This window comes from Chlamydia felis Fe/C-56 (assembly GCF_000009945.1).
GTDB lineage: Bacteria > Chlamydiota > Chlamydiia > Chlamydiales > Chlamydiaceae > Chlamydia > Chlamydia felis.
In genome coordinates this window covers 1,051,144-1,074,410 of record NC_007899.1, presented here as the reverse complement: position 1 = coordinate 1,074,410, position 23,267 = coordinate 1,051,144, and the positions used below count along the sequence as shown (strand labels likewise).

Here is a 23,267-nt window from a genome sequence, read left to right as displayed (position 1 = left end):
CGTATTACTTTTTAGTTTGTAAACTTCTCTCGGAGGCATTCCATGTGGGTAGGAATAAGACCAGAGCGATTAAAGCGCAGCCTAGTAGAGCAACAAAGAAACCTTTCCAGCCCCAATCTTGAGCTATTTTTCCTAGTGGATAACCAGCAAACGCTGCTCCAAAATAAGCAAACCAGCCAGCGAAACCGCTAGCGGTACCCGCAGCCTTTTTATGAGATAATTCAGCAGCAGCTAAACCAATCATCATTTGTGGGCCGAATAAGAAAAAACCGATAACAAAGAGCAGGGTGCCGTCTAACCACCACATACCTTGAGAGCGACTTAACCACATGCCCAAAATTGAAAATAACAACCCTAAAGAAAAGACAACATTCATCGGGCCGCGTTTCCCTTTGGTGATCTTATCAGATAACCATCCAGCGATTAGCATGCCGAAAAGACCTCCGATCTCAAATAAAGAAACACAGAAATTTGCCTTAACAGCAGCATAACGTTTGGTTTCAATAAGAAATAGAGCGCTCCAGTCATTTACAGCCATACGGACAACATAAATGAAGAATGAGGCGAAAGATAATAACCAGATCCACTTGTTCTTCAAAACATAAGTAAGAAGAATCTCTCTAGTCGATAGTTCCTTCTCAGCTTCTTCTTCTAGAATATCTGCTGTTGTTTCTTCGTGTTTTCTAGATTCTTGTTTTTTTCTGTATTTTTCAATGGCTGGAAGACCTAGTGACTGGGGTGTGTCACGAAGGCGGTTAATTAAAACAAATCCTATGATAATGCATAGAATGCCGGGGATGAACATTGCTCCACGCCAACCACAGCAATCAATAGCAAATCCTGTAAGAATAGGAATCAAGGCGCCGCCAATATTATGCGATGTACTCCAGACGCTCCACCAGGTTCCTCTTTCAGATTTTGAATACCAGTGGGTTAATAAACGTGCGCATGGTGGCCAGCCCCATCCTTGGAACCAACCATTAAGCCCCCACCATAAAGCAAATAAGAGAATAGAGGAGGACATTCCGAAGAAGATATTAGTGAATCCTGTGATAATTAAACCCACAGCCATGAAATAGCGAGGATTTGACTGATCAGACATAACACCACTAACGAATTTACTGATGCCATAACTGATGTATAACGTACTTCCGATGATTCCTAGTTGTGCTTTATCAAAACCTAGGTCTGTCATCAATGTAGGCATGGCAAAGGTAAAGCTCTTCCTTGTGAAATAGTAGAAGACATACCCTATAAACATGCTGTAGAAGATTCGAATTCTCCAATACTTGTATTGTTTTTTGACTAACTCTGGATCATCAAGTTCTTTAATGGGCTTGGGAGGCTGAAAGAATTTGGTCCAAATATTCATCATAAGATCTCATGTTTAAATATTTAATATAGTTTCAGTGGAGAGGGACGACCTGAGGTTAACATATGGGCAATGAAAAAACAAGAGAGTAATAGTCCCCTGTAGTACGCATAAATATTGATTAATTGTAGTTTTCTGTTACTTATTTTAGTATAAATCGATGCAATAATACCCAAAGTTAGCATCCTTATATTAGTGTATTATTACAGAGATAAACATTAGGGAACCGAATCGGGGAACCAGATTGTGAAGAGGGTGGTTGTATTGTTCATAAGCTTGTTTTTAACTCCAATTGGGGGCGAAGACAATAAAGAAATGCTTTCTCATGAGACGATAACTTGGACAAAAATCTTGCAAATACCTGCTTATGAAAGCAGCTTTCCTCGACAAGAGGTTATAGAACCTCTCTTTTGTGAATCTTTAGACCTTCGCGTAGGAAGGGTTTAATTTTGCTCTTTATCTGAATTTTGGATATTCTGCTCTTAAAATCATTCAATTAAAATTAAAGACATACGGTGAAAGTAGCTTTGCCCAAAGGGGTTTTCGACATATTCCCTTACATTACTGATGCAAAACATATGTGGAGACATACTTCTCTATGGCATCGGGTAGAAGATGTAATTCATGAAGTATGCGATTTATATGGATTTTCGGAAGTTCGCACACCTGTTTTTGAAAAGTCTGAAGTTTTTTTGCATGCCGGAGAACAAAGTGACATTGTAAAAAAAGAAATGTATACCTTTCTAGATAAAAAGGGACGGTCACTAACACTACGGCCGGAGGGAACAGCTCCGATTGTACGTTCATTTATAGATAATTCTATGAATCAACGTGATGATAATAAATTTTATTACATTCTTCCTATGTTTCGTTATGAGCGACAGCAATCGGGAAGATACCGCCAGCATCATCAGTTTGGTTTAGAAGCTATAGGCGTTCGTCATCCCTTGCGTGATGCAGAGGTTCTCAGTTTACTCTGGAATTTTTATTCTGCCGTAGGTCTGCAAGGCATGCAAATTCAGTTGAATTTCTTGGGGGGAGGGACTACACGCCAACGCTATGACAAAGTTTTGCGAGAATATTTCCTCGAACATTTTGAGTCCCTATCTTCTTTAAGTAAGGAAAGGTTTAATACAAACCTATTGAGAATACTGGATTCTAAAGAGACAGAAGATCAAGAGATTATTAAATCAGCACCATCGATTCTTGAGTATATTTCTGACGAAGATCAAAAATATTTCGATGAGATTCTTACAGCTTTAAACTCTTTAGATATTCCGCATTCCATTAATCCGAAGCTTGTGCGCGGTTTAGACTATTATACTGACGTAGTTTTTGAAGCAATTACGACATTTGGAGGGCATTCTTATGCTCTTGGCGGGGGAGGGCGTTATGATGGTCTTGTTGCTGCATCCGGAGGACCATCAACTCCTGCCTGCGGTTTCGGAGTTGGATTGGAGAGGGTAATGCAGACTTTATTAGCTCAAGGGAATATAACACTTCCGTCGTCTCATAAATTACGTTTGATCCCAGTTGAATCACAAGCAGACTCATTTTGTTTTATTTGGGCTCAGCATTTGCGTGGATTGGGGATCCCCACAGAAATTGATTGGACGCATAAGAAATTAAAAAACGCTTTAAAAACAGCAGACGCAGAGAAAGCAACTTTTGTTTGTCTCGTAGGAGAAAGAGAGTTACTTTCAGAGCAGTTGACTATAAAAGATATGTCTTCACGTCAAGAGTTCTCTGGTTCAAAGCAAGAAGTAGAGCAAAGGTTGCTATATGAAATACAGAACACATCGTTGTAACGAATTATCCCTAAGCAATGTTGGAGAACGTGTGCGCCTGTCTGGATGGGTACATCGTTATCGCAATCATGGAGGCGTTGTTTTTATAGACTTACGAGATCGTTTTGGAATCACACAAATAGTTTGTTGTGAAGATGAAAAGCCTGAATTACATCAATTAGTGGATTCTGTACGTTCGGAATGGGTTTTATCTGTAGAGGGAACGGTATGCCGACGTTTGGAGGGCATGGAAAATTCAAACTTAGCTACAGGAGATATTGAAGTTGATTTGGAACAAGTTGACATCTTGTCAAAAGCAAGAAATCTTCCTTTTTCCATATCTGAAGATCATATCAATGTGAATGAAGAATTGCGATTAGAGTATCGTTACCTAGATATGCGTAGAGGTCAAATCTTGGACCGCTTGATCTATCGTCATAAAGTTATGATGGCTTGCCGTCAATACATGGATACACAAGGTTTCACAGAGGTTGTTACTCCAGTTTTGGGGAAATCTACTCCTGAAGGAGCTAGGGATTACCTTGTGCCCTCTAGGATATATCCTGGCAGTTTTTATGCTTTGCCCCAGTCTCCACAATTGTTTAAGCAAATTCTCATGGTGGGGGGGCTAGATCGTTACTTCCAAATAGCTACTTGTTTTAGAGATGAAGATTTGCGAGCCGACCGTCAGCCCGAATTTTCTCAGATTGATATTGAGATGAGTTTTGCTACTCCTGAGAATCTCTTCCCAATTATTGAGCAATTAGTCGTGGAGATCTTTTCTGTTCGAGGAATTAACATAGATCTTCCTTTGCCAAGAATGACATATCAGGAAGCCAAAGATTTATACGGAACAGATAAACCGGATCTTCGGTTTGGTTTACAATTACGTGATTGTCGAGAACATGCAAAAGAATTTTCTTTCTCCATATTTTTGGATCAACTTGCTCAAGGAGGCACAATAAAAGGTTTTTGTGTTCCTGGTGGCGCTGATATGTCTCGTAAACAACTAGATATTTATACAGAGTTTGTAAAGCGTTACGGGGCTATGGGACTTGTTTGGATTAAAAAACAAGAAAATAGTGTAGCCTCTAACGTAGCTAAATTCGCTTCAGAAGAAGTATTTAAAGCAATGTTTGCTGATTTCGACGCCAAAGATAACGATATTTTACTTTTGATAGCAGCTCCAGAATCTGTGGCTAATCAGTCTTTGGATCATCTACGTAGATTGATTGCTAAGGAGCGCAACCTATACGACGAATCGCAATACAATTTTGTTTGGATTACGGATTTCCCTCTATTTGCTAAAGAAGATGGGAAAATATGTTCGGAGCACCATCCATTTACCGCGCCTTTAGAGGAAGACATTCCTTTATTAGATACAGATCCCTTGTCAGTACGTTCCTCTAGTTACGATCTGGTTCTTAATGGATATGAAATCGCTTCAGGATCGCAACGTATCCATAACGCAGATTTGCAGAATAAAATATTTTCTATTTTAGAGTTATCTCCAGAGAGTATAAAAGAAAAATTCGGCTTCTTTATAGACGCCTTGAGTTTTGGCACACCACCACACTTAGGAATTGCTTTAGGTTTAGACCGTATTATGATGGTGTTAACAAGAGCAGAGAGTATTCGAGAAGTGATAGCTTTTCCGAAAACTCAAAAGGCTGCGGATTTAATGATGAGCGCCCCTGCAGAAATTATGACTTCCCAATTAAAAGAACTAAATATTAAGGTAACTTCTTAAATAATTTTATACCTATTTCGGGTGCACAGCACCATATGACGTGAGCGTTTAGGCTACAACCATAGGAGAGAAAATATGAAAAAATGCTGGCTTTTAATTATAACAACAATGGTTGTGTCCTTTTCCATTGCTTCCTGTGATCAGAGTTCTCAAAATGGGAGCCCAGCACCACAAGTTGAAGAAAATAGCACTGCCAATGATTCACAACTTTCTGTAAATCAACAGATATCGCGTACTTTCGGTCATTTGCTGGCAAGACAATTACGTAAGTCGGAAGATATTATTATGGATATCACCGAGGTTGCTAAAGGATTGCAAGCTGAGTTAGAATGCAAAAGAGCACCTTTAACAGAATCAGAATATGAGGAAAAAATGGCGGAAATACAGCAAAAGATTTTCGAGAATAAAGCAAAAGAGAATCTCTCCCTAGCTGAAAAATTTTTACAAGAAAATAAGAAGAATGCAGGTGTCGTAGAAGTTCAACCTGATAAATTGCAATACCGCATCGTGAAAGAAGGTTCTGGTAAGGTTATAACAGGCAAACCTTCAGCTCTTCTTCACTATAAAGGTAGTTTTATCAATGGTCAGGTCTTTAGCAGTTCTGAAGCTAATAAAGAACCTATTCTTCTTCCTTTAGCACAAACAATACCTGGATTTGCTATGGGAATGCAGGGTATGAGAGAAGGCGAAACTCGTATTCTTTATATTCATCCAGATCTTGCTTATGGAACATCTGGTCAATTGCCACCAAACTCTCTTTTAATTTTTGAAATTAATTTAATTGAAACTACAGAAGATTCTGTAGCTACAAAAAATACAGAGAACGAAAACTCGGCGTCATGAAGGTAGTTCTTTATAATCCTGATATTCCCCAGAATACGGGGAATATAGGAAGAACTTGTGTAGCTCTAGGTGCTGAATTGATTTTAGTGAGGCCCCTAGGGTTTTCTTTGTTAGATAAATTTGTTAAACGCGCAGGGATGGATTACTGGGATAAGGTGAATCCATCTGTTGTAGACTCTTTAGATGAAGCTTTGTCTGGTATCGATGAGAACAAAGTTTTCTGTCTTTCAACCAAAGGTTCTCAGTGCTATGGGGATGTTTCTCTCCCTATGGATGGAGTATATGTTTTTGGTTCCGAATCAAAGGGATTGCCCGAAGAAGTATTAAAAAAATACTACAACCACTGTTATTACTTGCCTATGAAACCTGGAGTCAGGTCTCTAAATTTGGCAACAACCGTGGGTGTAGTACTTTTCGAAGCAGTTCGACAAAATAATCAAAGTGCTTGTATCCGTAATGGAGGTTAAGCGTATTGATTAATCAACTTAATTAAAGAATCTTTATCTTTTAATCCAACTACACGATCTACTTCTTTCCCATCTTTAAATAAAATTAAAGTTGGAATCGAAGAAACGCCGTACTTTTCTGCGGGTGCAGGATGATCATCGATATTTACTTTTCCAATGAGTACCGCAGGCATTTCTGTTGCAAGGCTGTCCAAGACGGGGGAAAGCATTTTGCAAGGACCACACCATTCAGCAAAAAAGTCTATAAGCACTAGGCCTGAGGCAATGAAGGAATCGAAATTTTCAGCAGATACGACTTTGACCATAATTCTCCAATAAGTTCGGGGTATGCGTTTTGAATGTTACTTGCAGCTAAGAAGACTTGAACTTCCACGAGCATAAGCTCACTAGAACCTGAATCTAGCGCGTCTACCGGTTCCGCCACAGCTGCACGCAGGCTGATTGTAGACGAGGAATAAAAAAAACACAATTCGGAAACTTTTTCAAAGAAAAAGAGAAAAACCCGTCTATGCTTAAGGGCTATACTGTGGTCATAAGCAGGGGCTAAAGTCAAATGATCATCTTTACGAACGGTTATTTTGAGACAGAAACAACATTTCATGCGTATCCATATAGTCAGGATTTAGTCAGGATTCGTTTTGACCTGTTTCTAAATTATTTGACTGAGGCCTGTTACAAAAAGATGTTCAAAACAGTTATAATGAGAAGATGAGTTTCGGGAATTTATGGGAATAGAGGCCTAGGAGATTTCTATAAACATTTTTTCAAAATTGAAAATGTTTATAAGACGAGTGCCCATGAGGTTATACCTCGGCAAGGTGCAGAGCAGTTTTAATAAAGCTGGATTAGTTCTATTTACTAACTTTTTAAAAGGTTGAAGTATTTTATAAGATATTTCCTAAGACATATTAGGTAATTATTTAATTTCGTTTGAAACTGGAATAAGTTGCTCTAGGCATAGCCCGGGCAATTTTTTCAACAATACTGTTCTTATCATTATTGCGAATAATAACTTTATCTTTTTAGCTAAGAAAGAGGGTTAGTAGCTTTATGTTCAACATAATTCTCGTGTTATGCTAGTATGATTGATTTAATGAGAAACAGAGCTAAACTATTCTTGCGTTTATTGTTTGAGAAAAATAATTTTTCTTCAGTAGGCCAGGAAAACTTGTAATTTGCTTCATTAGCTGAAAAAGGGATGGGCATGAATATTTCTGGAAGTATCAAGAAGAAACTCCTCCAGTTTTTGGGAAAACAAAAAGCACCAGAATTGTTGGCTACGTATCTATTTTATTTGGAACAAGCTCTAAATATAAATCCTGTGGTTTTTGTTCGGGACAAAATAATTTTTAAAACCCCAGAAGATGCCATTCAAATTCTTGAAAAAGACAAGAAAGTTTGGCGAGAAACAGAGATACAAATTTGCTCTGGGAAACCAGAAGTTAACGAACAGACAAAAAGAATTTACATCTGTCCTTTCACGGGGAAAGTGTTTGCAGACAATGTATATGCTGATCCTCAAGACGCTATTTATGACTGGCTATCGTCCTGTCCCCAGAATACAGAGCGTCAAAGTGGTGTGCGTGTAAAGCGTTTTTTGGTTTCCGATGATCCAAATATGATCAAAGAATATATAGTTCCTCCTAAAGAGCCCATTATTAAAACTGTTTTTGCTTCTGCTATCACAGGAAAGCTCTTCCATAGTTTGCCAGCGCTGATCGAAGATTTTACTTCTTCATATTTGCGTCCTATGACTTTAGAAGAAGTGCAAAATCAAAATAAGTTCCAACTAGAAAGCACTTTCTTATCTTTGCTACAAGATGCTCTAGTGGAAGACAAAATCGCCGAGTTTGTAGAAGGTTTGGCGGATGATACAGCCTTTCATGTATATATTAGTCAATGGGTAGATACAGAAGAGTAACCAATTCTTCTCAAGAAACTGCGGGTATAGGTATCGAACTTGGCAAAACCCTTCCTCCGGGGGTTGTTTTGTTTCTGTTTGGTGATTATGGTTCAGGGAAAACAGAATTTGTGCGCGGTGTCGCACAAGGGTATCTGGGGGATACCTTGGCCCAAGAAGTCGCCAGTCCCTCATTTTCCCTTTTAAATGTGTATGGTAGTGGGCCGCGAAGAATTTGCCACTATGATTTTTATCGTGTAGATACTATCGGAGAAAATCAGCAAAGTCTTTTTCAAGATGCTGAAGAGGACGATGTTCTCTGTATAGAATGGCCGAAAAACATCAAGCTTCCGCAATTTCGAGAGACAGTGCGAGTTCAGATTGATACTCTAACGGTTTCTCAAAGAGAGGTAAGTATAGATGCCTCTCCATTGATATTGTTAAAATTGCTTAAGGAATAAAAGAGAATCATGACTTTACTAAAAGATACGATTTTTGTTTGCCTAGACTGTGAAATGACTGGGTTAGATGTAAAAAAAGATCGTATTATTGAATTTGCTGCAAAGCGTTTCACTTTTGATAATGTGATTGATTCCATGGAGACCCTGATCAATCCCGACCGCGTTATTTCAGCAGAATCTCAGAGAATACATCGTATTTCTGACGCAATGTTAAAAGATCAACCCAGGATTTCTGAGGTATTTCCAAAAATTCAAGCCTTTTTGAAAGAAGGTGACTATATAGTTGGACATAGCGTAGGTTTTGATCTACAAGTCTTAACTCAAGAAGCTGAGCGTATTGGGGAAACTTTTTTATCTAAGTACTGTATTATCGATACTTTGAGATTGGCTAAGGAATACGGGGATAGCCCGAATAATTCATTGGAAGCCCTAGCTGTACACTTCAATGTCCCATACGATGGCAATCATCGCGCTATGAAAGATGTTGAGATCAACATCAACATTTTCAAACATTTCTGTAAACGTTTTCGAACAATAGAACAGCTAAAGCAAGTACTATCAAAGCCAATAAAAATGAAATATATGCCCTTAGGCAAACATAAAGGACGTTGCTTTTCTGAAATCCCACTGTCCTACTTGCAGTGGGCATCTAAGATGGATTTTGATGCAGATTTGCTTTTTTCTATAAGACATGAAATCAAACACCGACAAAAAGGCACTGGTTTCACTCAAGTTAATAATCCTTTTATAGGGTTATAGAACAAATTTATTTTATAAAAATTTATTTGAAATTTTTGAAGCTCTAGTTACTAACGAAATAGAAAATTCGTTTCGAGTAATCTCTTGATTTTCTTTGAGTCTAAAGATACTATCCAACAAAAAGCTGGGAGTGTTATCTCTTCCCGGGGGAATTTTTAATGCTTAAGAAAAAGCCCGTATCTTTTAGTTGTATTGACGGCCATATTTATAAAATTTTCCCAAACGATTTAAACGCAAATAATACCGTGTTTGGTGGTTTATTAATGAGTTTATTGGATCGGTTGGCTCTTGTCGTTGCAGAAAGGCATACCGAACGCATTTGCGTAACCGCTTTTGTGGACGCTTTATGTTTTTATGCCCCCGCGTATATGGGAGAAAATCTCATTTGTAAAGCCTCTGTGAATCGCACATGGAAAACTTCGTTAGAAGTTGGAGTTAAAGTTTGGGCAGAAAATATCTATAGGCAGGAGCGGCGTCACATTACCTCGGCTTACTTTACCTTTGTCGCTGTAGATGAGAATAATGCCCCCACTCCTGTTCATCAGGTTGTCCCAGAAACTCCAGAAGAAAAACGTCGATACGATGAAGCTGATCAGCGTAGACAAGCTCGATTGAATATGAATAAATAGGAACATTTTGTTCAGAATTCTTAGTTTTTTTTGTTCCTGGATTCTAGTAGCTTTTGCTCAACCTGATATGAGCTGGGTTTTATCTTTATTAGGAGGCGCCGTAGGTTATGGACTTTTATGGTACAGCTTAGAGCCTCTAAAGAATCCTCGTCTTTCTTGGAAACTACTGATTCTTCTACTGTTTTTGTGGTCCGTCACAATACATGGAGCGCATTTCTCCTGGATGCTTTCCGATTTATATGTGGGGAAATTTATCTATCTTGTTTGGTGTGTGCTAACTAGTTTATTGGCTGCGCTATTTACCGCTTTCTCCTGTCTATTGTTCTATGTAGTGCGCAAAAAGTATGTAAAAATTTTTTGGTGCTTGCCCGGACTCTGGGTGGGCATGGAGATGATAAGATTTTATTATCTCTGTTCAGGAATGTCGTTGGATTACTTGGGCTGGCCCATAACAGCGTGTGCTTATGGACGCCAGTTTGGTGGTTTTTTTGGTTGGGCTGGAGAAAGCTTTGCCCTAGTGGCAACAGGAATGAGTTTTTATCACGTCTTATTAAAAAAGCGTTTTTCTCGACTTGCTTGGTTGATCTGTCTGTTATTTCCTTATATCTTGGGTGGAATACATTACGAATATCTCAAACGGACGTTTTCAACAGAAGAAAATCTTCGCGTTGCCATTATACAGCCAGCATCCTCAACCTTTTTAGACGGGCCTTGGTCAGGATCCCCAGCTATGGCTTGGCAAAAACTTGTGAGTCTTTCGTCTATTGTAAGAAAGCCCGTCGATCTCCTTATTTTCCCTGAGGTTTCTGTACCTTTTGGAAGAGATAGAAGAGTCTATCCATATGAAGATAGTCAAGAGATTCTCTCCCCCTTAACATGCTTTAATCATCAAGATGATCTTCTGACGAATATAGACTGGATGCAGGCTCTTTCAAACCACTTTAATTGCCCTATTCTTATGGGCTTAGAACGTTGGGAAGAACGAGAGGCTCAGCTACATCTATATAACGCTGCAGAGTGCATCTCACAACACGGGGAGCCTGTCGGATACGATAAACGTGTTTTAGTGCCTGGCGGAGAATATATCCCAGGAGGCAAATTCGGCTGGTCTGTCTGTAAGAAATATTTCCCAGAATACGCATTGGCGTGTCAGCGTATACCCGGGGAACGTTCCGGCGTGATGCAAGTAGAGAATTTGCCTAAAATGGGAGTCTCTATTTGTTATGAGGAAACTTTCGGAAGCTTATTGCGCCATTACAAGCAAGAAGGAGCCCAACTCCTTGTAAACCTGAGCAACGACGGCTGGTATCCTTCATCAAGGCTGCCACAAGTGCATTTTTATCACGGAATTTTACGCAACCAAGAGCTAGGGATGCCTTGTATTCGCTCTTGTCATACCGGAGTTACCGTAGCAGCAGATTCAATCGGAAGGATTGTAAATATGCTTCCCTATGAAACTCGCTCTAGAAAAGCTTCTCCAGGAGTTTTACAAGTGGATCTTCCATTGTACAATTACCCCACGCTATATGCATTTTGGGGAGACTTCCCTATGATTCTTTTATCTTTGCTATCAGTGGGGTATATTGGATGTTATTTTGGATATCGCTTGCTTGCTAAAAAAGAAAAAGGATAATATACGGACTCTCTTTGTCAGGTTTTTGCATGTTGGAACGAGCTCAAAGAACGTTAAAGCGCAAAGTACATTACTCAGGTGTGGGAATACATTTTGGAAAATCGGCGACTTTAACTTTAGAACCTGCTGAAGAAAATACTGGAATAGTCTTTTACCGCTCCGATCTTTTGGGAGATCGTATCCCCGCTTTACTTCCTCATGTATGCAATACGGGACGCAGTACCACGTTGTCTTCGGGGGATTCTGTTATTGCCACTGTTGAGCATCTGATGGCCGCTTTACGCTCGAGCAATATCGATAATGTCATAGTGCGTTGTGGCGAAGAGGAAATTCCGATAGGGGATGGAAGTTCTCATGTGTTTATGCAACTGATAGATGAAGCTGGCATTTGCACGCAAAATGATACCGTCCCTATCGCCAAACTAGCTCGGCCTGTGTACTATCAAACTCAGGATACTTTTCTAGCTGCATTTCCTTGTGATGAATTGAAGATTTCCTACACTTTACACTATCCTCAAAGTCCCACTATAGGAACGCAATATCGCTCCTTTGTTATAACAGAAGAGTCTTTTCGTAAAGAAATCGCTCCTTGTAGAACATTTGCTCTATACAATGAGTTATGCTTTTTAATGGATAGGGGGTTGATTAGAGGAGGATGCCTAGAAAATGCCGTGGTCTTTAAAGATGATGGCATTATTAGCCTGGGGCAACTACGGTTCCCAGATGAACCTGTAAGACATAAGATCCTAGATTTAATAGGAGATCTATCTCTGGTGGGTAGACCTTTTGTTGCTCATATTGTTGCTGTAGGATCGGGACATTCTTCGAATATTGCCTTGGGTAGAAAGATTTTAGAAGAGCTACAACCCTAAGAAATGAGTTATAGATGAAAGAGGCGCCTGTAATTAAATTACGAGAATTATTAAACTTACTTCCACATCGTTATCCTTTTTTGCTTGTGGATAAGGTGTTGTCTTATGATTTAGAGAAACGATCTATTGTTGCACAAAAAAACGTAACAATAAACGAGCCTTTTTTTGTAGGGCATTTCCCCGAGGCGCCCATTATGCCCGGAGTGTTAATATTGGAATCTTTAGCGCAAGCGGCCGGGGTTTTATTGGGTTTGGTTTTAGAAAACGACAGGAATAAAAGATTGGCTTTGTTTTTGGGAATACAGAAAGCAAAGTTTCGTCATGCAGTTAGGCCTGGCGATATTCTTACATTGAGCGCTGAGTTTTCATTGATTTCTTCGAAGGGGGGGAAAGCTTCGGCTCGAGCTTGTGTGGGTTCTCAGGTTGCTGCTGAGGGAGAACTGAGCTTTGCTCTTGTAGATAAGGAATCTTTAGATTAACGGAGACGTATGACGAACATTCACCCAACAGCAATTATCGAACCCGGGGCTAAAATCGGAAAGAATGTTGTTATTGAGCCGTATGTTGTTATTAAATCTACGGTGACCCTTTGTGATGATGTAGTTGTAAAATCTTATGCATATATTGATGGATACACTACTGTAGGTAGGGGAACAACGATCTGGCCATCCGCAATGATTGGGAACAAACCTCAGGATTTGAAATATCAGGGGGAGAAGACCTATGTCACTATAGGAGAGAAGTGCGAGATCCGCGAATTCGCCATTATTACTTCATCTACATTCGAAGGGACAACAGTTTCGATAGGCAATAATTGTCTTATTATGCCCTGGGCTCACGTGGCTCATAATTGCGTGATAGGGAGTCACGTAGTTTTAAGTAATCACGCTCAATTAGCTGGACACGTTGTCGTAGAGGATTACGCAATTATTGGCGGAATGGTGGGAGTGCATCAATTTGTACGTATTGGCGCTCACGCCATGGTTGGAGCTTTAAGTGGTGTCCGCAGGGACATTCCTCCGTATACCATAGGTACAGGAAATCCCTATCAACTAGGTGGTATTAATAAAGTCGGATTGCAGAGACGACAGGTGCCCTTTGAAACACGTTTAGCTTTGATCAAGGTGTTTAAAAAAGTCTATCGTTCCGAAGACAGTTTTTCCGAAGCTCTTTTAGAAGCTCAAGAGGAGTATGGTCATATTCCTGAAGTTCAAAATTTTATTCATTTTTGTCAAAATCCCAGCAAACGTGGAATAGAACGCGGGGCTACTAAAGATGCATTCCAAGAAGAGAGTGTGGATAAGGAGGGAGCTCTCATTGAGTCTTAAGGTTATTTATTTCGGCACCCCGCAATTTGCCGCCACGGTTTTAGCAGATTTGTTACATCATGATGTAAATGTTATAGGGGTAGTTACTCGTGTAGACAAACCTCAAAAACGTTCATCGCAACCCATCCCCTCCCCGGTTAAAACGTTAGCGTTATCTAAGAATCTTCCTGTTTTACAGCCGGAAAAAGCTTCAGATCCTCAATTCATTGAGCAGTTGCGAGCTTTTGAAGCTGATGTATTTGTCGTTGTCGCTTACGGTGCTATCTTGCGCCAAGTTGTTTTAGACGTCCCAAAATACGGCTGTTATAATTTGCACGCGGGCCTATTGCCAGCCTATCGAGGCGCAGCTCCCATACAGCGATGTATTATGGATGGCGTCACGCAGTCTGGGAATACTGTAATTCGCATGGATGCTGGTATGGATACCGGAGACATTGCCGGCGTATCCTATGTTCCTGTAGGGCCTGATATGACGGCAGGAGAGTTGGCAGAAGTCTTGGCCAATCAAGGTGGGGAGATCCTAATAAAAACTTTGCAACAAATCTCTAATGGGACGATTTCTCATACCCCCCAGGATTCGTCGAAAGCATCCATTGCTCCAAAGCTGTCCAAGGAAGAAGGGTTTGTTCTTTGGGATCGTCCCGCCGATAAAGTGTACGCTCAAATACGGGGTGTAACACCCGCTCCGGGAGCTTGGGCGCTCTATTCCTATCAAGATAAGCCAGAAAAGCGTTTGGTTATTCGTAAGGCTTCCCTGGTTGCTGACAAACGGGTTTATGGCAATCCCGGGGATATTATCGTGTCGGGTCAACAAGAACTTCTCATTGCTTGTTCTGAAGGAGCTGTTTGCTTAAAAGAAATTCAGCCCGAAGGCAAAGGAGTGATGGACTCAAAAACTTTCTTGAACGGTCATTCTCAGCATAAACTCAAATTATCTTTTACTAAAAGAGATTAATTTCAAGATAATTCAAGTTCCTTTGCTCTATTAAGTTGCTTTTGTGTTACAATTGCTCCCTGACATATTTGTTCTATTCTAAAAACCCTTTAATTTTGGGGAGGTGGATATGGCGTCCGCAATGCCACGTGTGACAGGCCTTGTCATGGCAGGCAAAAACGTGTTTATGCAAACAGCAGCGCTTGAGGCTAAAAGAGTTGGTTCCGGGAACTGTATTAAGCAGTTTTTTACTAGTGGAAACAATCATCTAACGCGCTTCGTTAGTGGTGCAAAAAATCTAGACAAGACGTTTAAATTAGCTAAATCGGTTTCCGAATTTAGCTGCGGTGTTATTGAGAGTTCAGGAGAGACCGGCCCCGCTCTTCAGGTGGCTAAAAATGTGGCTGGAGCTTTGGGAACAACAAGATCTGTTCTAGCTTTAGCTAACGTATTCAACGGCGCAATTCCAGGATTTGTCTCCTCTTCTAAAAATTGTTTTAACCATATTAGGAAATGTTTTTCTTCAAACGAGGAAGGCAATTTTGGCAACGCTGAAAAAGGCGTGCTTTACAACAAGCTCTACCTTACTAGAGGTGATCATGTATTGGCAGCAGTTAAAGAAGGATGTTCTGCGATAGGCGCGGCAACTTTTGTCGGAACGTTCGGAGTTTGTCGTCCGGTGCTTTTGGCCAATAAGCTTGCGCACCAGCCTTTTCTTCCTGACACGGCTAAGGTTGGATTGGGTGACGGGGTAACGTATATGATGACAGCCAACCATGCTGCAGGCGTTATCGGTGGAGCTGCTTCCCTGTTATACGAAAATCGCGCATATAAACGTGCTTCTGAAGGATTAGAGCTAGCTAGAGTTGAGACGGAAGTAAACGCTGAGGTTTACAGCCAGGTGTCTCGACAATTGAAAGCATCGCACTTTGCTGCTGTTAAGAAGATTATACTTGGAATATTAGAAAAAGCATTTGAATTAATTGCTGATGTAGTCAAATTTATTCCTTTCCCTTGTGCGGCCTCCGTCCGATTAGCTGTAACATCTGGAGCCGTTTCAATTTCCAGCGCTATTGGTCTTTACAGCTTGTGGACTTCTTCCTAAGAAAAAGATTTGTCAGTTTCAGATAATCTTGTAAATCGCTTCTAGGTTTTCTAGAAGCGATTTTTTTATTTATTAGGGGAATAAAATTTTATAAGAACTTTTTATCTTTCTCTCATTAAGTTGTTCCCGCTTTTTCTTATTGTAAAAATCTCCTCCCTCTGATAACCTGTCCCTTTATTTTCTTAAGGAAAAGGTTCCTTTTCCTTTTAGGGAATTCTACGAGTAAAAATGCTAAAACGACTTACCTGATTGCTCTCACTTGAGTGCGAACAGTCCAGTGTATTAATGGGTAATTATATGCGATCTCAGCTTAGCTTAATGGGAAAAAAGGAAGGCATGATTCATGTCTTTGACAAAGATGGAAATCTGGTTGCGTGTTCAGTAATTAGCATGAGTCCCAATGTCGTTTCTCAGATAAAAGTTGATTCGACTGATGGTTACAACGCTATTCAGATGGGCGCGGATGAAATCAGCGTTCCGGAAAAGACTCTGCAAAAACGTGTCAATAAGCCTATTCTCGGGCATTTTAAAAAATCAGGCTCTCGTGTTTTTCGTACATTAAAAGAGGTGCGCGTTTCTGAGGATGCAGTTAATGAAGCCTCTTTGGGAAGCGAGTTTGGTTTAGAAGTTTTTGAAGATGTCTCGTCCGTAGATATTAGTGGTGTTTCTAAAGGTAAGGGCTTTCAGGGGGTCATGAAGAAATTCGGATTTCGTGGAGGACCTAAAACTCACGGTTCTGGGTTCCATCGTCATGCGGGTTCAATAGGAATGCGCTCAACTCCTGGACGATGCTTCCCTGGAAGCAAGCGTCCTAGTCATATGGGAGCGGTTAACGTAACCATTAAGAATTTAGAAGTGATAAAAATAGATTTAGAGAAAAAAGTATTGCTGGTGAAGGGGGCGATCCCTGGTCCTAGGGGCTCTGTTGTTGTCGTAAGACGTTCTTCCAGAGCAAAGGCGTAATACAGAAGAGGTCCTAATGGTTTTATTATCAAAGTTTGATTTTTTTGGGAATAAGGCGGGAGAGGTTGAATTGCCAGATGCCTTTTTTGCTCAGGAAGGAAATGGGCTTCAATTAGTGAAGGACTATATTGTGGCAATCCGCGCTAATAAAAGACAGTGGTCCGCATGCACGAGAAACCGTTCAGAAGTTAGCCATTCCACGAAAAAGCCTTTTAGACAAAAAGGTACCGGAAATGCTCGTCAGGGATGTTTGGCAGCTCCTCAGTTTCGTGGTGGTGGAATTGTTTTCGGTCCTAAACCCAAGTTCGATCAACACGTTCGTATCAATAAGAAAGAAAAAAGAGCGGCAATTCGCTTGTTGCTATCTCAAAAGATTCAAACGAATCGATTGATTGTAGCTGATGATAGCGTGTTCACAAAAAGTCTGACTGCTCCAAAGACAAAAGAAGCCTTGAGATTTTTAAAATCTTGCAATGTGGAGTGTCGCGGAGTTCTCTTCATCGATGATTTAAATCATGCTCAAAACAACGAAGGTTTAAGACTAAGCTTGCGTAATTTACCAGCTGTGCGTGGCTTTGCGTATGGAATGAATGTCAATGGATATGACCTGGTCTCCGCCCGCAACATAGTGATCTCCGAAAAGGCCCTCACTGGACTCGTTGGGCATCTTACTTCTGGAACGAAAGATTAAAGGGGAATTTTAGGACATGAAAGATCCTTACGATGTAATCAAGCGGCATTATGTAACCGAGAAAGCTAAAACTCTAGAAGGTTTAAGTCTCGGAAGTGGCGAGGGCAAAAAGAAAGGCAGTTTCTGTAAGCATCCAAAATACACATTTATTGTGGCTTGTGATGCTACTAAGCCTTTAATTGCTCAAGCTTTGGAATCTATTTATGCGGATAAAAAAGTAAAAGTTAAAAGTGTAAACACGATATGTGTGAAGCCTCAGCCAGCCCGAATGTTTCGTGGAAAACGAAAAGGAAAGACTGCAGGATTTAAGAAGGCTGTTGTAACCTTCTACGAAGGCCATTCTATCGGGTAATCTATTAGAGTAGAGGGAAGAAAAACATGTTTAAAAAGTTTAAGCCAGTAACTCCAGGGACTAGACAGTTGGTTCTTCCGGCTTTTGATGAGCTGACCAGGCAAGGAGATTTGACTGGAAAAAGAACTAGAAAAAGTGTGCGGCCAAATAAGAAGCTGTCGTTTTTCAAAAAGAGTTCTGGTGGTCGCGATAATTTGGGTCACATTTCTTGCCGTCATCGTGGTGGAGGGGCTAAACGTCTATACCGAGTTATCGATTTTAAGCGTAATAAAGATGGTATCGAAGCTAAAGTGGTTTCTGTTGAATACGATCCAAATCGCTCCGCTTACATTGCCTTATTAAATTATGCTGATGGAGAAAAACGTTACATACTAGCTCCAAAAGGCATTAAAAGAGGAGATCAAGTTATCTCTGGGGAAGGCAGCCCTTTCAAACTTGGTTGCTGCATGACTTTAAAAAGCATGCCTTTAGGGTCAACTGTTCACAACATTGAAATGAGACCCCATTCTGGAGGGAAATTAGTAAGATCCGCAGGATTGGCTGCTCAGGTTATTGCTAAAACTCCAGGATATGTTACACTAAAAATGCCTTCTGGCGAGTTCCGCATGCTAAACGAAGGTTGTAGAGCTACTATCGGCGAAGTTTCTAATGCCGATCATAATTTATGTGTTGACGGTAAAGCGGGAAGAAAGCGATGGAAGGGCGTTCGTCCAACCGTTCGTGGTACTGCAATGAACCCTGTCGATCACCCTCACGGGGGAGGTGAAGGCCGTCATAATGGTTATATTCCACGAACTCCTTGGGGTAAAGTTACGAAAGGTCTAAAAACTCGTGACAAGCGCAAAAGCAATAAGTGGATAGTTAAAGATCGTAGGAAATAGGGATTATGGGAAGATCGTTAAGAAAGGGTCCTTTTGTTGATCACAGTCTGATAAAAAAAGTGCGCGCCATGAACTTATTGGAGAAGAAAGCTCCAATTAAAACTTGGTCTCGTCGTTCTATGATTACCCCCGAGATGATTGGACACACATTTGAAGTTCATAATGGAAAAAAATTTTTAACGGTTTTTGTTTCAGAAACCATGGTAGGGCACAAGTTGGGAGAGTTTTCTCCCACAAGAATGTTTAAAAGTCATCCCGTGAAGAAGGGGTAAGTCTAAAGGAGACGCGTTATGTTTAAAGCGACCGCCCGCTACATACGGGTTCAGCCTCGCAAGGCTCGACTGGCTGCTGGGCTTATGAGAAATTTAAGTGTTATGGAAGCTCAAAAGCAATTGAGTTTTTCTCAATTAAAAGCTGGAAGATGTCTAAAAAAAGTTTTGGATAGTGCTGTAGCTAACGCCGAGCTCAACGAAAATGTAAAACGTGAGCAATTGAATGTTATCGAAGTTAGAGTGGATGCAGGCCCTGTGTATAAGCGAACTAAATCAAAAAGTCGGGGAGGGCGATCCCCAATTTTAAAACGCACTAGCCACCTAACTGTTATTGTTGGTGAGAGGGAGCGGTAGGAGAAATTATGGGTCAGAAAGGATGTCCAATTGGTTTTCGTACAGGCGTTACTAAAAAATGGCGTTCCCTGTGGTACGGAAACAAACAAGAGTTTGGTAAGTTTCTTATCGAAGATGTTAAAATTCGCGAACACTTAAGAAAGAAACCTTCTTGTCAAGGAGCTGCGGGTTTTGTCGTAAGACGTATGAGCGGTAAGATTGAAGTTACAATTCAAACGGCTCGCCCAGGACTCGTCATCGGGAAAAAAGGTGCTGAAGTAGATCTTTTAAAAGAAGAGTTAAGAAAGCTTACTGGTAAAGAAGTCTGGGTAGAAATCGCAGAAATCAAACGCCCCGAATTGAATGCTAAGTTAGTTGCAGACAATATCGCTAGACAAATCGAACGCCGCGTTTCCTTTAGGCGTGCCATGAAGAAAGCTATGCAATCCGTTATGGAAGCTGGCGCTATTGGCGTTAAGATTCAAGTTTCTGGAAGATTAGCGGGTGCTGAAATCGCTCGTTCTGAGTGGTATAAAAATGGTCGCGTTCCTCTGCATACATTGAGAGCTGATATTGATTACGCCACAGCATCTGCAGAGACTACTTATGGAATTATCGGCGTAAAAGTCTGGATTAATCTTGGAGAGAAAACCTCTACAGCTAATGCCAGCGCAGGCTCTGCGGTCTCTACCGCACAATAGCTGTAAATAAGGGTGTGTGAATTATTATGTTGATGCCTAAACGAACAAAATTTCGCAAACAGCAAAAAGGTCAATTTGCAGGCCTAAGCAAGGGTGCTACTTTTATTGACTTTGGCGAATTCGGAATGCAGACCTTGGAAAGAGGTTGGGTAACTAGTCGGCAAATAGAAGCTTGCAGGGTTGCCATCAATAGATATTTAAAACGTAAGGGAAAGGTTTGGATTCGTGTTTTCCCAGATAAAAGCGTAACTAAGAAGCCTGCAGAAACTCGTATGGGTAAAGGTAAAGGGGCTCCAGACCATTGGGTAGCAGTCGTCCGACCAGGAAGGATTCTTTTTGAAGTGGCTAACGTTTCTAAAGAAGATGCTCAAGACGCTTTAAGAAGAGCTGCAGCAAAATTAGGAATAAGAACGCGTTTTGTTAAGCGGGTCGAAAGGGTATAAGTTATATGGCAGGAAAGAAGAAATTGTTGGCTGAGCTTAGAGAGAAAAGCACAGACGAGCTAGATGCATTTATCCATGAAAATAAGAAAGCTCTTTTTTCTTTGAGAGCAGAGGTCGGTTTGCAAAATAAAGCTGTCAAGACGCACCTGTTCTCTATGTATAAGAAAAACATAGCTCGATCTATGACGGTCAAACAAGAAAAAGAGGGAAAAATCGATGGCTAGTGAAGTAAGAGGCCTTAGAAAAACCAAGGTGGGCGTTGTTGTCTCGTCGAAAATGGATAAAACCGTAATTGTTCGAGTTGAAAGAGTATACTCTCATCCTCAGTACGCTAAAGTTGTTAGAGACTCTAAAAAGTACTATGCGCATAATGATTTGAACGTTTCTGAAGGCGAGAAAGTTAGAATTCAAGAAACGCGACCCTTGTCTAAGTTAAAAAGATGGCGTGTTGTTGAGCGCATAAGTTAGTTGGGTAGATTAGCAACATTGGGTAGATGCAGTTATGATTCAGCAAGAAAGTCAGTTAAAAGTTGCCGATAATACCGGGGCTAAAAAAGTAAAGTGTTTTAAAGTTTTGGGCGGTTCTCGTAGACGCTACGCTACAGTGGGTGACATCATTGTATGCTCTGTTAGAGATGTTGAACCCGATAGCTCTATTAAAAAGGGCGATGTGGTTAAAGCTGTAATCGTTAGAACACGTCGCGATATTCTTAGAAAAGATGGTTCTTCTTTGAGATTCGATACTAATAGCTGTGTAATTATCGATGAAAAAGGAAATCCCAAAGGAACACGAATTTTTGGTCCGATAGCTCGAGAAATTCGGGATCGTGGCTTCGTGAAAATTAGTTCTTTGGCTCCTGAGGTGATTTAAGGATAAGAAAAGATATGAAAAGACGTAGTGTTTGTGTTGGCGACACGGTTTATGTGCTGGCCGGGAACGACAAGGGAAAACAAGGCAAAGTTTTATCCTGTCTTAGAGAAAAAAATAAAGTGGTCGTTGAAGGCATCAACGTTCGCACAAAAAATATCAAGCGCAGTCAAGAAAATCCTAAAGGTAAAAGGATTAGTATTGAAGCTCCAATACACGTTTCTAATGTTCGTTTAAGTATAGAAGGAGCTCCAGCAAAGATTTCTGTCAAAGTTACTGAGAAAGGACGAGAGTTGTGGAATAAATTTCCAGACGGCACTTCCAAACTGTATCGTTTTGTGAAAGAGAGAAAAGGTTAATATGAGCAGGTTAAAGAAACTATATACTGAAGAGATCCGAAAGTCCCTCCAAGAAAAGTTTGGGTATACCAATACCATGCAAATTCCTGTTCTTAAAAAAATTGTAATAAGCATGGGTCTTGCAGAAGCAGCTAAGGATAAGAATCTTTTCCAGGCTCATTTAGAAGAACTTTCTATGATTTCCGGACAAAAGCCTTTGGTAACGAAAGCTAGAAATTCTATCGCGGGCTTCAAGCTCCGTGAAGGACAAGGCATTGGGGCCAAAGTAACATTACGTGGTGAACGTATGTACGATTTTATGGATCGTTTTTGCAACATAGTCTCTCCTAGAATTCGTGACTTTCGTGGTTTCTCGAAAAAAGGAGATGGACGCGGATGTTATTCTTTAGGGCTAGAAGATCAACAGATTTTCCCTGAAGTAGATTTAGATCGCGTTAAGAGAACTCAAGGAATGAATATTACTTGGGTAACGACAGCACAAACAGATGCTGAATGCACTACTCTTTTAGAGTTGATGGGTTTGCGCTTTAAGAAGGCTCAATAGGGGAGATATAAGATCGTATGGGCATGACTAGTGATACTATAGCCGATTTGTTAACACGAATCCGAAATGCTTTGAAAGCAGAGCATTTATATGTGGATTTAGAACATAGCAAAATGCGTGAGTCGATTGTAAAAATTCTGAAACACCACGGGTTTTTAGCTCGTTATTTGGTGAAAGAAGAAAATCGCAAACGCACAATGCGTATCTTTTTACAATATAGTGATGACCGTAGGCCTGTGATACGCCAATTGAAGCGAGTTTCTAAACCTTCTAGAAGGGTTTATGTCCCCGCAGCAAAGATTCCTTATGTGTTCGGAAATATGGGAATTTCCGTTCTTTCCACATCTCAAGGAGTATTGGATGGATCAACAGCCAGAGCTAAAAATATTGGTGGTGAACTACTCTGTTTGGTTTGGTAACAGGATAAAAGAATTTATAGGACGGTAAAGAATGTCTCGTAAAGCTCGAGACCCTATTGTACTCCCTCAAGGAGTAGAGGTCTCCCTTCAAAATAATGAAATCGTAGTAAAAGGTCCTAAGGGCTCTTTAACACAAACTTTGGCTCCAGAAGTAGTTGTCGAAATTAAAGACAAAGAGGTGTTTGTTTCCCCAGCTCCCAATGTTGTTGATAGACCAAGTCGTGTGCAAGGTTTATTTTGGGCTCTCATTTCTAACATGGTTCAAGGAGTCAGCGCAGGGTTCGAAAAACGATTAGAAATGATAGGAGTCGGTTTTAGAGCTGCTGTTCAGGGATCAGTTTTGGATTTATCGATCGGAGTTTCTCATCCTACAAAAATTCCTATTCCTGCAGACATTCAAGTTACTGTCGAAAAGAACACTTTGATTTCTGTGAAGGGAATAAATAAGCAGCTAGTCGGAGAGTTTGCTGCTAATATCCGCGCTAAACGTCGTCCTGAGCCCTATAAAGGGAAGGGGATCCGCTACGAAAACGAGTATGTCCGTCGTAAAGCTGGAAAAGCGGCAAAAACAGGTAAAAAATAGTGTAGCAAGGCAGAGTTA

At 40.6% G+C, this 23,267-nt stretch carries 31 protein-coding genes and 1 tRNA gene; 29 read left to right on the top strand and 3 right to left on the bottom strand.

The window, feature by feature from the left end; all coding sequences use genetic code 11:
• Positions 1 to 4: 4 nt before the first annotated feature.
• A complete protein-coding gene (pgtP, locus tag CF_RS04670; protein ID WP_041468035.1) occupies positions 5 to 1,372 on the bottom strand; it encodes an MFS transporter in 1,368 nt (455 codons plus the stop codon).
• Positions 1,373 to 1,887: 515 nt separating this feature from the next.
• Between pgtP and hisS the strand changes: the two genes are divergently transcribed.
• The 4 genes from hisS (at position 1,888) to CF_RS04645 (ending at position 6,219) form a co-directional block, all read left to right on the top strand.
• Complete coding sequence (gene hisS / locus CF_RS04660; protein ID WP_011458473.1) at positions 1,888 to 3,180, top strand: histidine--tRNA ligase; 1,293 nt, start codon at positions 1,888 to 1,890, stop codon at positions 3,178 to 3,180.
• Entirely contained in the window at positions 3,155 to 4,909 is a 1,755-nt protein-coding gene (gene aspS, locus CF_RS04655) for an aspartate--tRNA ligase (RefSeq protein WP_011458472.1), read from the top strand. The genes hisS and aspS overlap by 26 nt, the downstream gene beginning before the upstream one ends.
• Before the next feature lie 75 nt (positions 4,910 to 4,984).
• A complete protein-coding gene (locus tag CF_RS04650; protein WP_011458471.1) occupies positions 4,985 to 5,752 on the top strand; it encodes an FKBP-type peptidyl-prolyl cis-trans isomerase in 768 nt (255 codons plus the stop codon).
• On the top strand, positions 5,749 to 6,219 hold the full coding sequence (locus tag CF_RS04645; RefSeq protein ID WP_011458470.1) for a tRNA (cytidine(34)-2'-O)-methyltransferase: 471 nt from the start codon (positions 5,749 to 5,751) through the stop codon (positions 6,217 to 6,219). Before CF_RS04650 ends, CF_RS04645 begins: the two co-directional genes overlap by 4 nt.
• Here the strand turns inward: CF_RS04645 and trxA are convergent.
• Together trxA and CF_RS04635 are read right to left on the bottom strand one after the other, a co-directional pair.
• A complete protein-coding gene (gene trxA, locus CF_RS04640; protein WP_011458469.1) occupies positions 6,216 to 6,524 on the bottom strand; it encodes a thioredoxin in 309 nt (102 codons plus the stop codon). The two genes, CF_RS04645 and trxA, sit on opposite strands and share 4 nt — an antisense overlap.
• A gap of 41 nt (positions 6,525 to 6,565) precedes the next feature.
• Positions 6,566 to 6,649 (bottom strand) — tRNA-Leu (locus CF_RS04635).
• 774 nt (positions 6,650 to 7,423) lie between these two features.
• On the opposite strand from CF_RS04635, the gene CF_RS04630 reads away from it, so the two are divergent.
• The 25 genes from CF_RS04630 (at position 7,424) to rplF (ending at position 23,249) form a co-directional block, all read left to right on the top strand.
• Positions 7,424 to 8,140, top strand: a complete 717-nt coding sequence (locus CF_RS04630) for a DUF2709 domain-containing protein (RefSeq protein ID WP_041468034.1) — start codon at positions 7,424 to 7,426, stop codon at positions 8,138 to 8,140.
• Positions 8,119 to 8,580 (top strand): tRNA (adenosine(37)-N6)-threonylcarbamoyltransferase complex ATPase subunit type 1 TsaE, encoded by a 462-nt coding sequence (tsaE, locus tag CF_RS04625; protein ID WP_011458467.1) that lies wholly within the window; start codon positions 8,119 to 8,121, stop codon positions 8,578 to 8,580. The genes CF_RS04630 and tsaE overlap by 22 nt, the downstream gene beginning before the upstream one ends.
• A gap of 9 nt (positions 8,581 to 8,589) precedes the next feature.
• On the top strand, positions 8,590 to 9,339 hold the full coding sequence (locus CF_RS04620; protein WP_011458466.1) for a putative quorum-sensing-regulated virulence factor: 750 nt from the start codon (positions 8,590 to 8,592) through the stop codon (positions 9,337 to 9,339).
• Positions 9,340 to 9,497: 158 nt separating this feature from the next.
• Positions 9,498 to 9,968, top strand: coding sequence for an acyl-CoA thioesterase (locus CF_RS04615; protein WP_011458465.1), 471 nt, complete (start codon positions 9,498 to 9,500; stop codon positions 9,966 to 9,968).
• Positions 9,969 to 9,975: 7 nt separating this feature from the next.
• On the top strand, positions 9,976 to 11,601 hold the full coding sequence (lnt, locus tag CF_RS04610; RefSeq protein ID WP_011458464.1) for an apolipoprotein N-acyltransferase: 1,626 nt from the start codon (positions 9,976 to 9,978) through the stop codon (positions 11,599 to 11,601).
• Between the two features lie 29 nt (positions 11,602 to 11,630).
• On the top strand, positions 11,631 to 12,473 hold the full coding sequence (lpxC, locus tag CF_RS04605; RefSeq protein ID WP_011458463.1) for a UDP-3-O-acyl-N-acetylglucosamine deacetylase: 843 nt from the start codon (positions 11,631 to 11,633) through the stop codon (positions 12,471 to 12,473).
• A gap of 14 nt (positions 12,474 to 12,487) precedes the next feature.
• Positions 12,488 to 12,952 carry a 3-hydroxyacyl-ACP dehydratase FabZ gene (gene fabZ, locus CF_RS04600; RefSeq protein WP_011458462.1) on the top strand — a complete coding sequence of 155 codons (465 nt, stop codon included), beginning with the start codon at positions 12,488 to 12,490 and terminating at the stop codon, positions 12,950 to 12,952.
• A gap of 9 nt (positions 12,953 to 12,961) precedes the next feature.
• Positions 12,962 to 13,801, top strand: a complete 840-nt coding sequence (lpxA, locus tag CF_RS04595) for an acyl-ACP--UDP-N-acetylglucosamine O-acyltransferase (RefSeq protein ID WP_011458461.1) — start codon at positions 12,962 to 12,964, stop codon at positions 13,799 to 13,801.
• Entirely contained in the window at positions 13,791 to 14,756 is a 966-nt protein-coding gene (gene fmt, locus CF_RS04590) for a methionyl-tRNA formyltransferase (RefSeq protein ID WP_041468031.1), read from the top strand. The genes lpxA and fmt overlap by 11 nt, the downstream gene beginning before the upstream one ends.
• A gap of 109 nt (positions 14,757 to 14,865) precedes the next feature.
• Entirely contained in the window at positions 14,866 to 15,840 is a 975-nt protein-coding gene (locus CF_RS04585; protein ID WP_011458459.1) for a hypothetical protein, read from the top strand.
• A gap of 297 nt (positions 15,841 to 16,137) precedes the next feature.
• Positions 16,138 to 16,803 (top strand): 50S ribosomal protein L3, encoded by a 666-nt coding sequence (gene rplC / locus CF_RS04580; protein ID WP_011458458.1) that lies wholly within the window; start codon positions 16,138 to 16,140, stop codon positions 16,801 to 16,803.
• A gap of 16 nt (positions 16,804 to 16,819) precedes the next feature.
• Complete coding sequence (rplD, locus tag CF_RS04575; RefSeq protein ID WP_011458457.1) at positions 16,820 to 17,494, top strand: 50S ribosomal protein L4; 675 nt, start codon at positions 16,820 to 16,822, stop codon at positions 17,492 to 17,494.
• 16 nt (positions 17,495 to 17,510) lie between these two features.
• Positions 17,511 to 17,846 carry a 50S ribosomal protein L23 gene (locus CF_RS04570; protein WP_011458456.1) on the top strand — a complete coding sequence of 112 codons (336 nt, stop codon included), beginning with the start codon at positions 17,511 to 17,513 and terminating at the stop codon, positions 17,844 to 17,846.
• 26 nt (positions 17,847 to 17,872) lie between these two features.
• Complete coding sequence (rplB, locus tag CF_RS04565; RefSeq protein WP_011458455.1) at positions 17,873 to 18,727, top strand: 50S ribosomal protein L2; 855 nt, start codon at positions 17,873 to 17,875, stop codon at positions 18,725 to 18,727.
• A 5-nt stretch (positions 18,728 to 18,732) separates the two neighbouring features.
• A complete protein-coding gene (rpsS, locus tag CF_RS04560) occupies positions 18,733 to 18,999 on the top strand; it encodes a 30S ribosomal protein S19 (RefSeq protein ID WP_011458454.1) in 267 nt (88 codons plus the stop codon).
• Positions 19,000 to 19,017: 18 nt separating this feature from the next.
• Complete coding sequence (rplV, locus tag CF_RS04555; protein ID WP_011458453.1) at positions 19,018 to 19,353, top strand: 50S ribosomal protein L22; 336 nt, start codon at positions 19,018 to 19,020, stop codon at positions 19,351 to 19,353.
• Between the two features lie 8 nt (positions 19,354 to 19,361).
• A complete protein-coding gene (gene rpsC, locus CF_RS04550) occupies positions 19,362 to 20,033 on the top strand; it encodes a 30S ribosomal protein S3 (protein ID WP_011458452.1) in 672 nt (223 codons plus the stop codon).
• A 26-nt stretch (positions 20,034 to 20,059) separates the two neighbouring features.
• Positions 20,060 to 20,476, top strand: coding sequence for a 50S ribosomal protein L16 (rplP, locus tag CF_RS04545; RefSeq protein WP_011458451.1), 417 nt, complete (start codon positions 20,060 to 20,062; stop codon positions 20,474 to 20,476).
• 5 nt (positions 20,477 to 20,481) lie between these two features.
• Complete coding sequence (gene rpmC, locus CF_RS04540) at positions 20,482 to 20,700, top strand: 50S ribosomal protein L29 (protein ID WP_011458450.1); 219 nt, start codon at positions 20,482 to 20,484, stop codon at positions 20,698 to 20,700.
• On the top strand, positions 20,693 to 20,944 hold the full coding sequence (gene rpsQ / locus CF_RS04535) for a 30S ribosomal protein S17 (RefSeq protein ID WP_011458449.1): 252 nt from the start codon (positions 20,693 to 20,695) through the stop codon (positions 20,942 to 20,944). Before rpmC ends, rpsQ begins: the two co-directional genes overlap by 8 nt.
• 34 nt (positions 20,945 to 20,978) lie before the next feature.
• The gene (rplN, locus tag CF_RS04530) at positions 20,979 to 21,347 is read left to right on the top strand and encodes a 50S ribosomal protein L14 (RefSeq protein WP_011006076.1); all 369 of its coding nucleotides are present in this window, start codon (positions 20,979 to 20,981) and stop codon (positions 21,345 to 21,347) included.
• 14 nt (positions 21,348 to 21,361) lie between these two features.
• A complete protein-coding gene (rplX, locus tag CF_RS04525; protein WP_011458448.1) occupies positions 21,362 to 21,703 on the top strand; it encodes a 50S ribosomal protein L24 in 342 nt (113 codons plus the stop codon).
• A gap of 1 nt (position 21,704) precedes the next feature.
• Entirely contained in the window at positions 21,705 to 22,247 is a 543-nt protein-coding gene (gene rplE / locus CF_RS04520; RefSeq protein ID WP_011458447.1) for a 50S ribosomal protein L5, read from the top strand.
• A 17-nt stretch (positions 22,248 to 22,264) separates the two neighbouring features.
• Positions 22,265 to 22,666 carry a 30S ribosomal protein S8 gene (gene rpsH / locus CF_RS04515; protein ID WP_011458446.1) on the top strand — a complete coding sequence of 134 codons (402 nt, stop codon included), beginning with the start codon at positions 22,265 to 22,267 and terminating at the stop codon, positions 22,664 to 22,666.
• Positions 22,667 to 22,697: 31 nt separating this feature from the next.
• Positions 22,698 to 23,249, top strand: a complete 552-nt coding sequence (gene rplF / locus CF_RS04510; RefSeq protein WP_011458445.1) for a 50S ribosomal protein L6 — start codon at positions 22,698 to 22,700, stop codon at positions 23,247 to 23,249.
• Positions 23,250 to 23,267 lie beyond the last annotated feature (18 nt).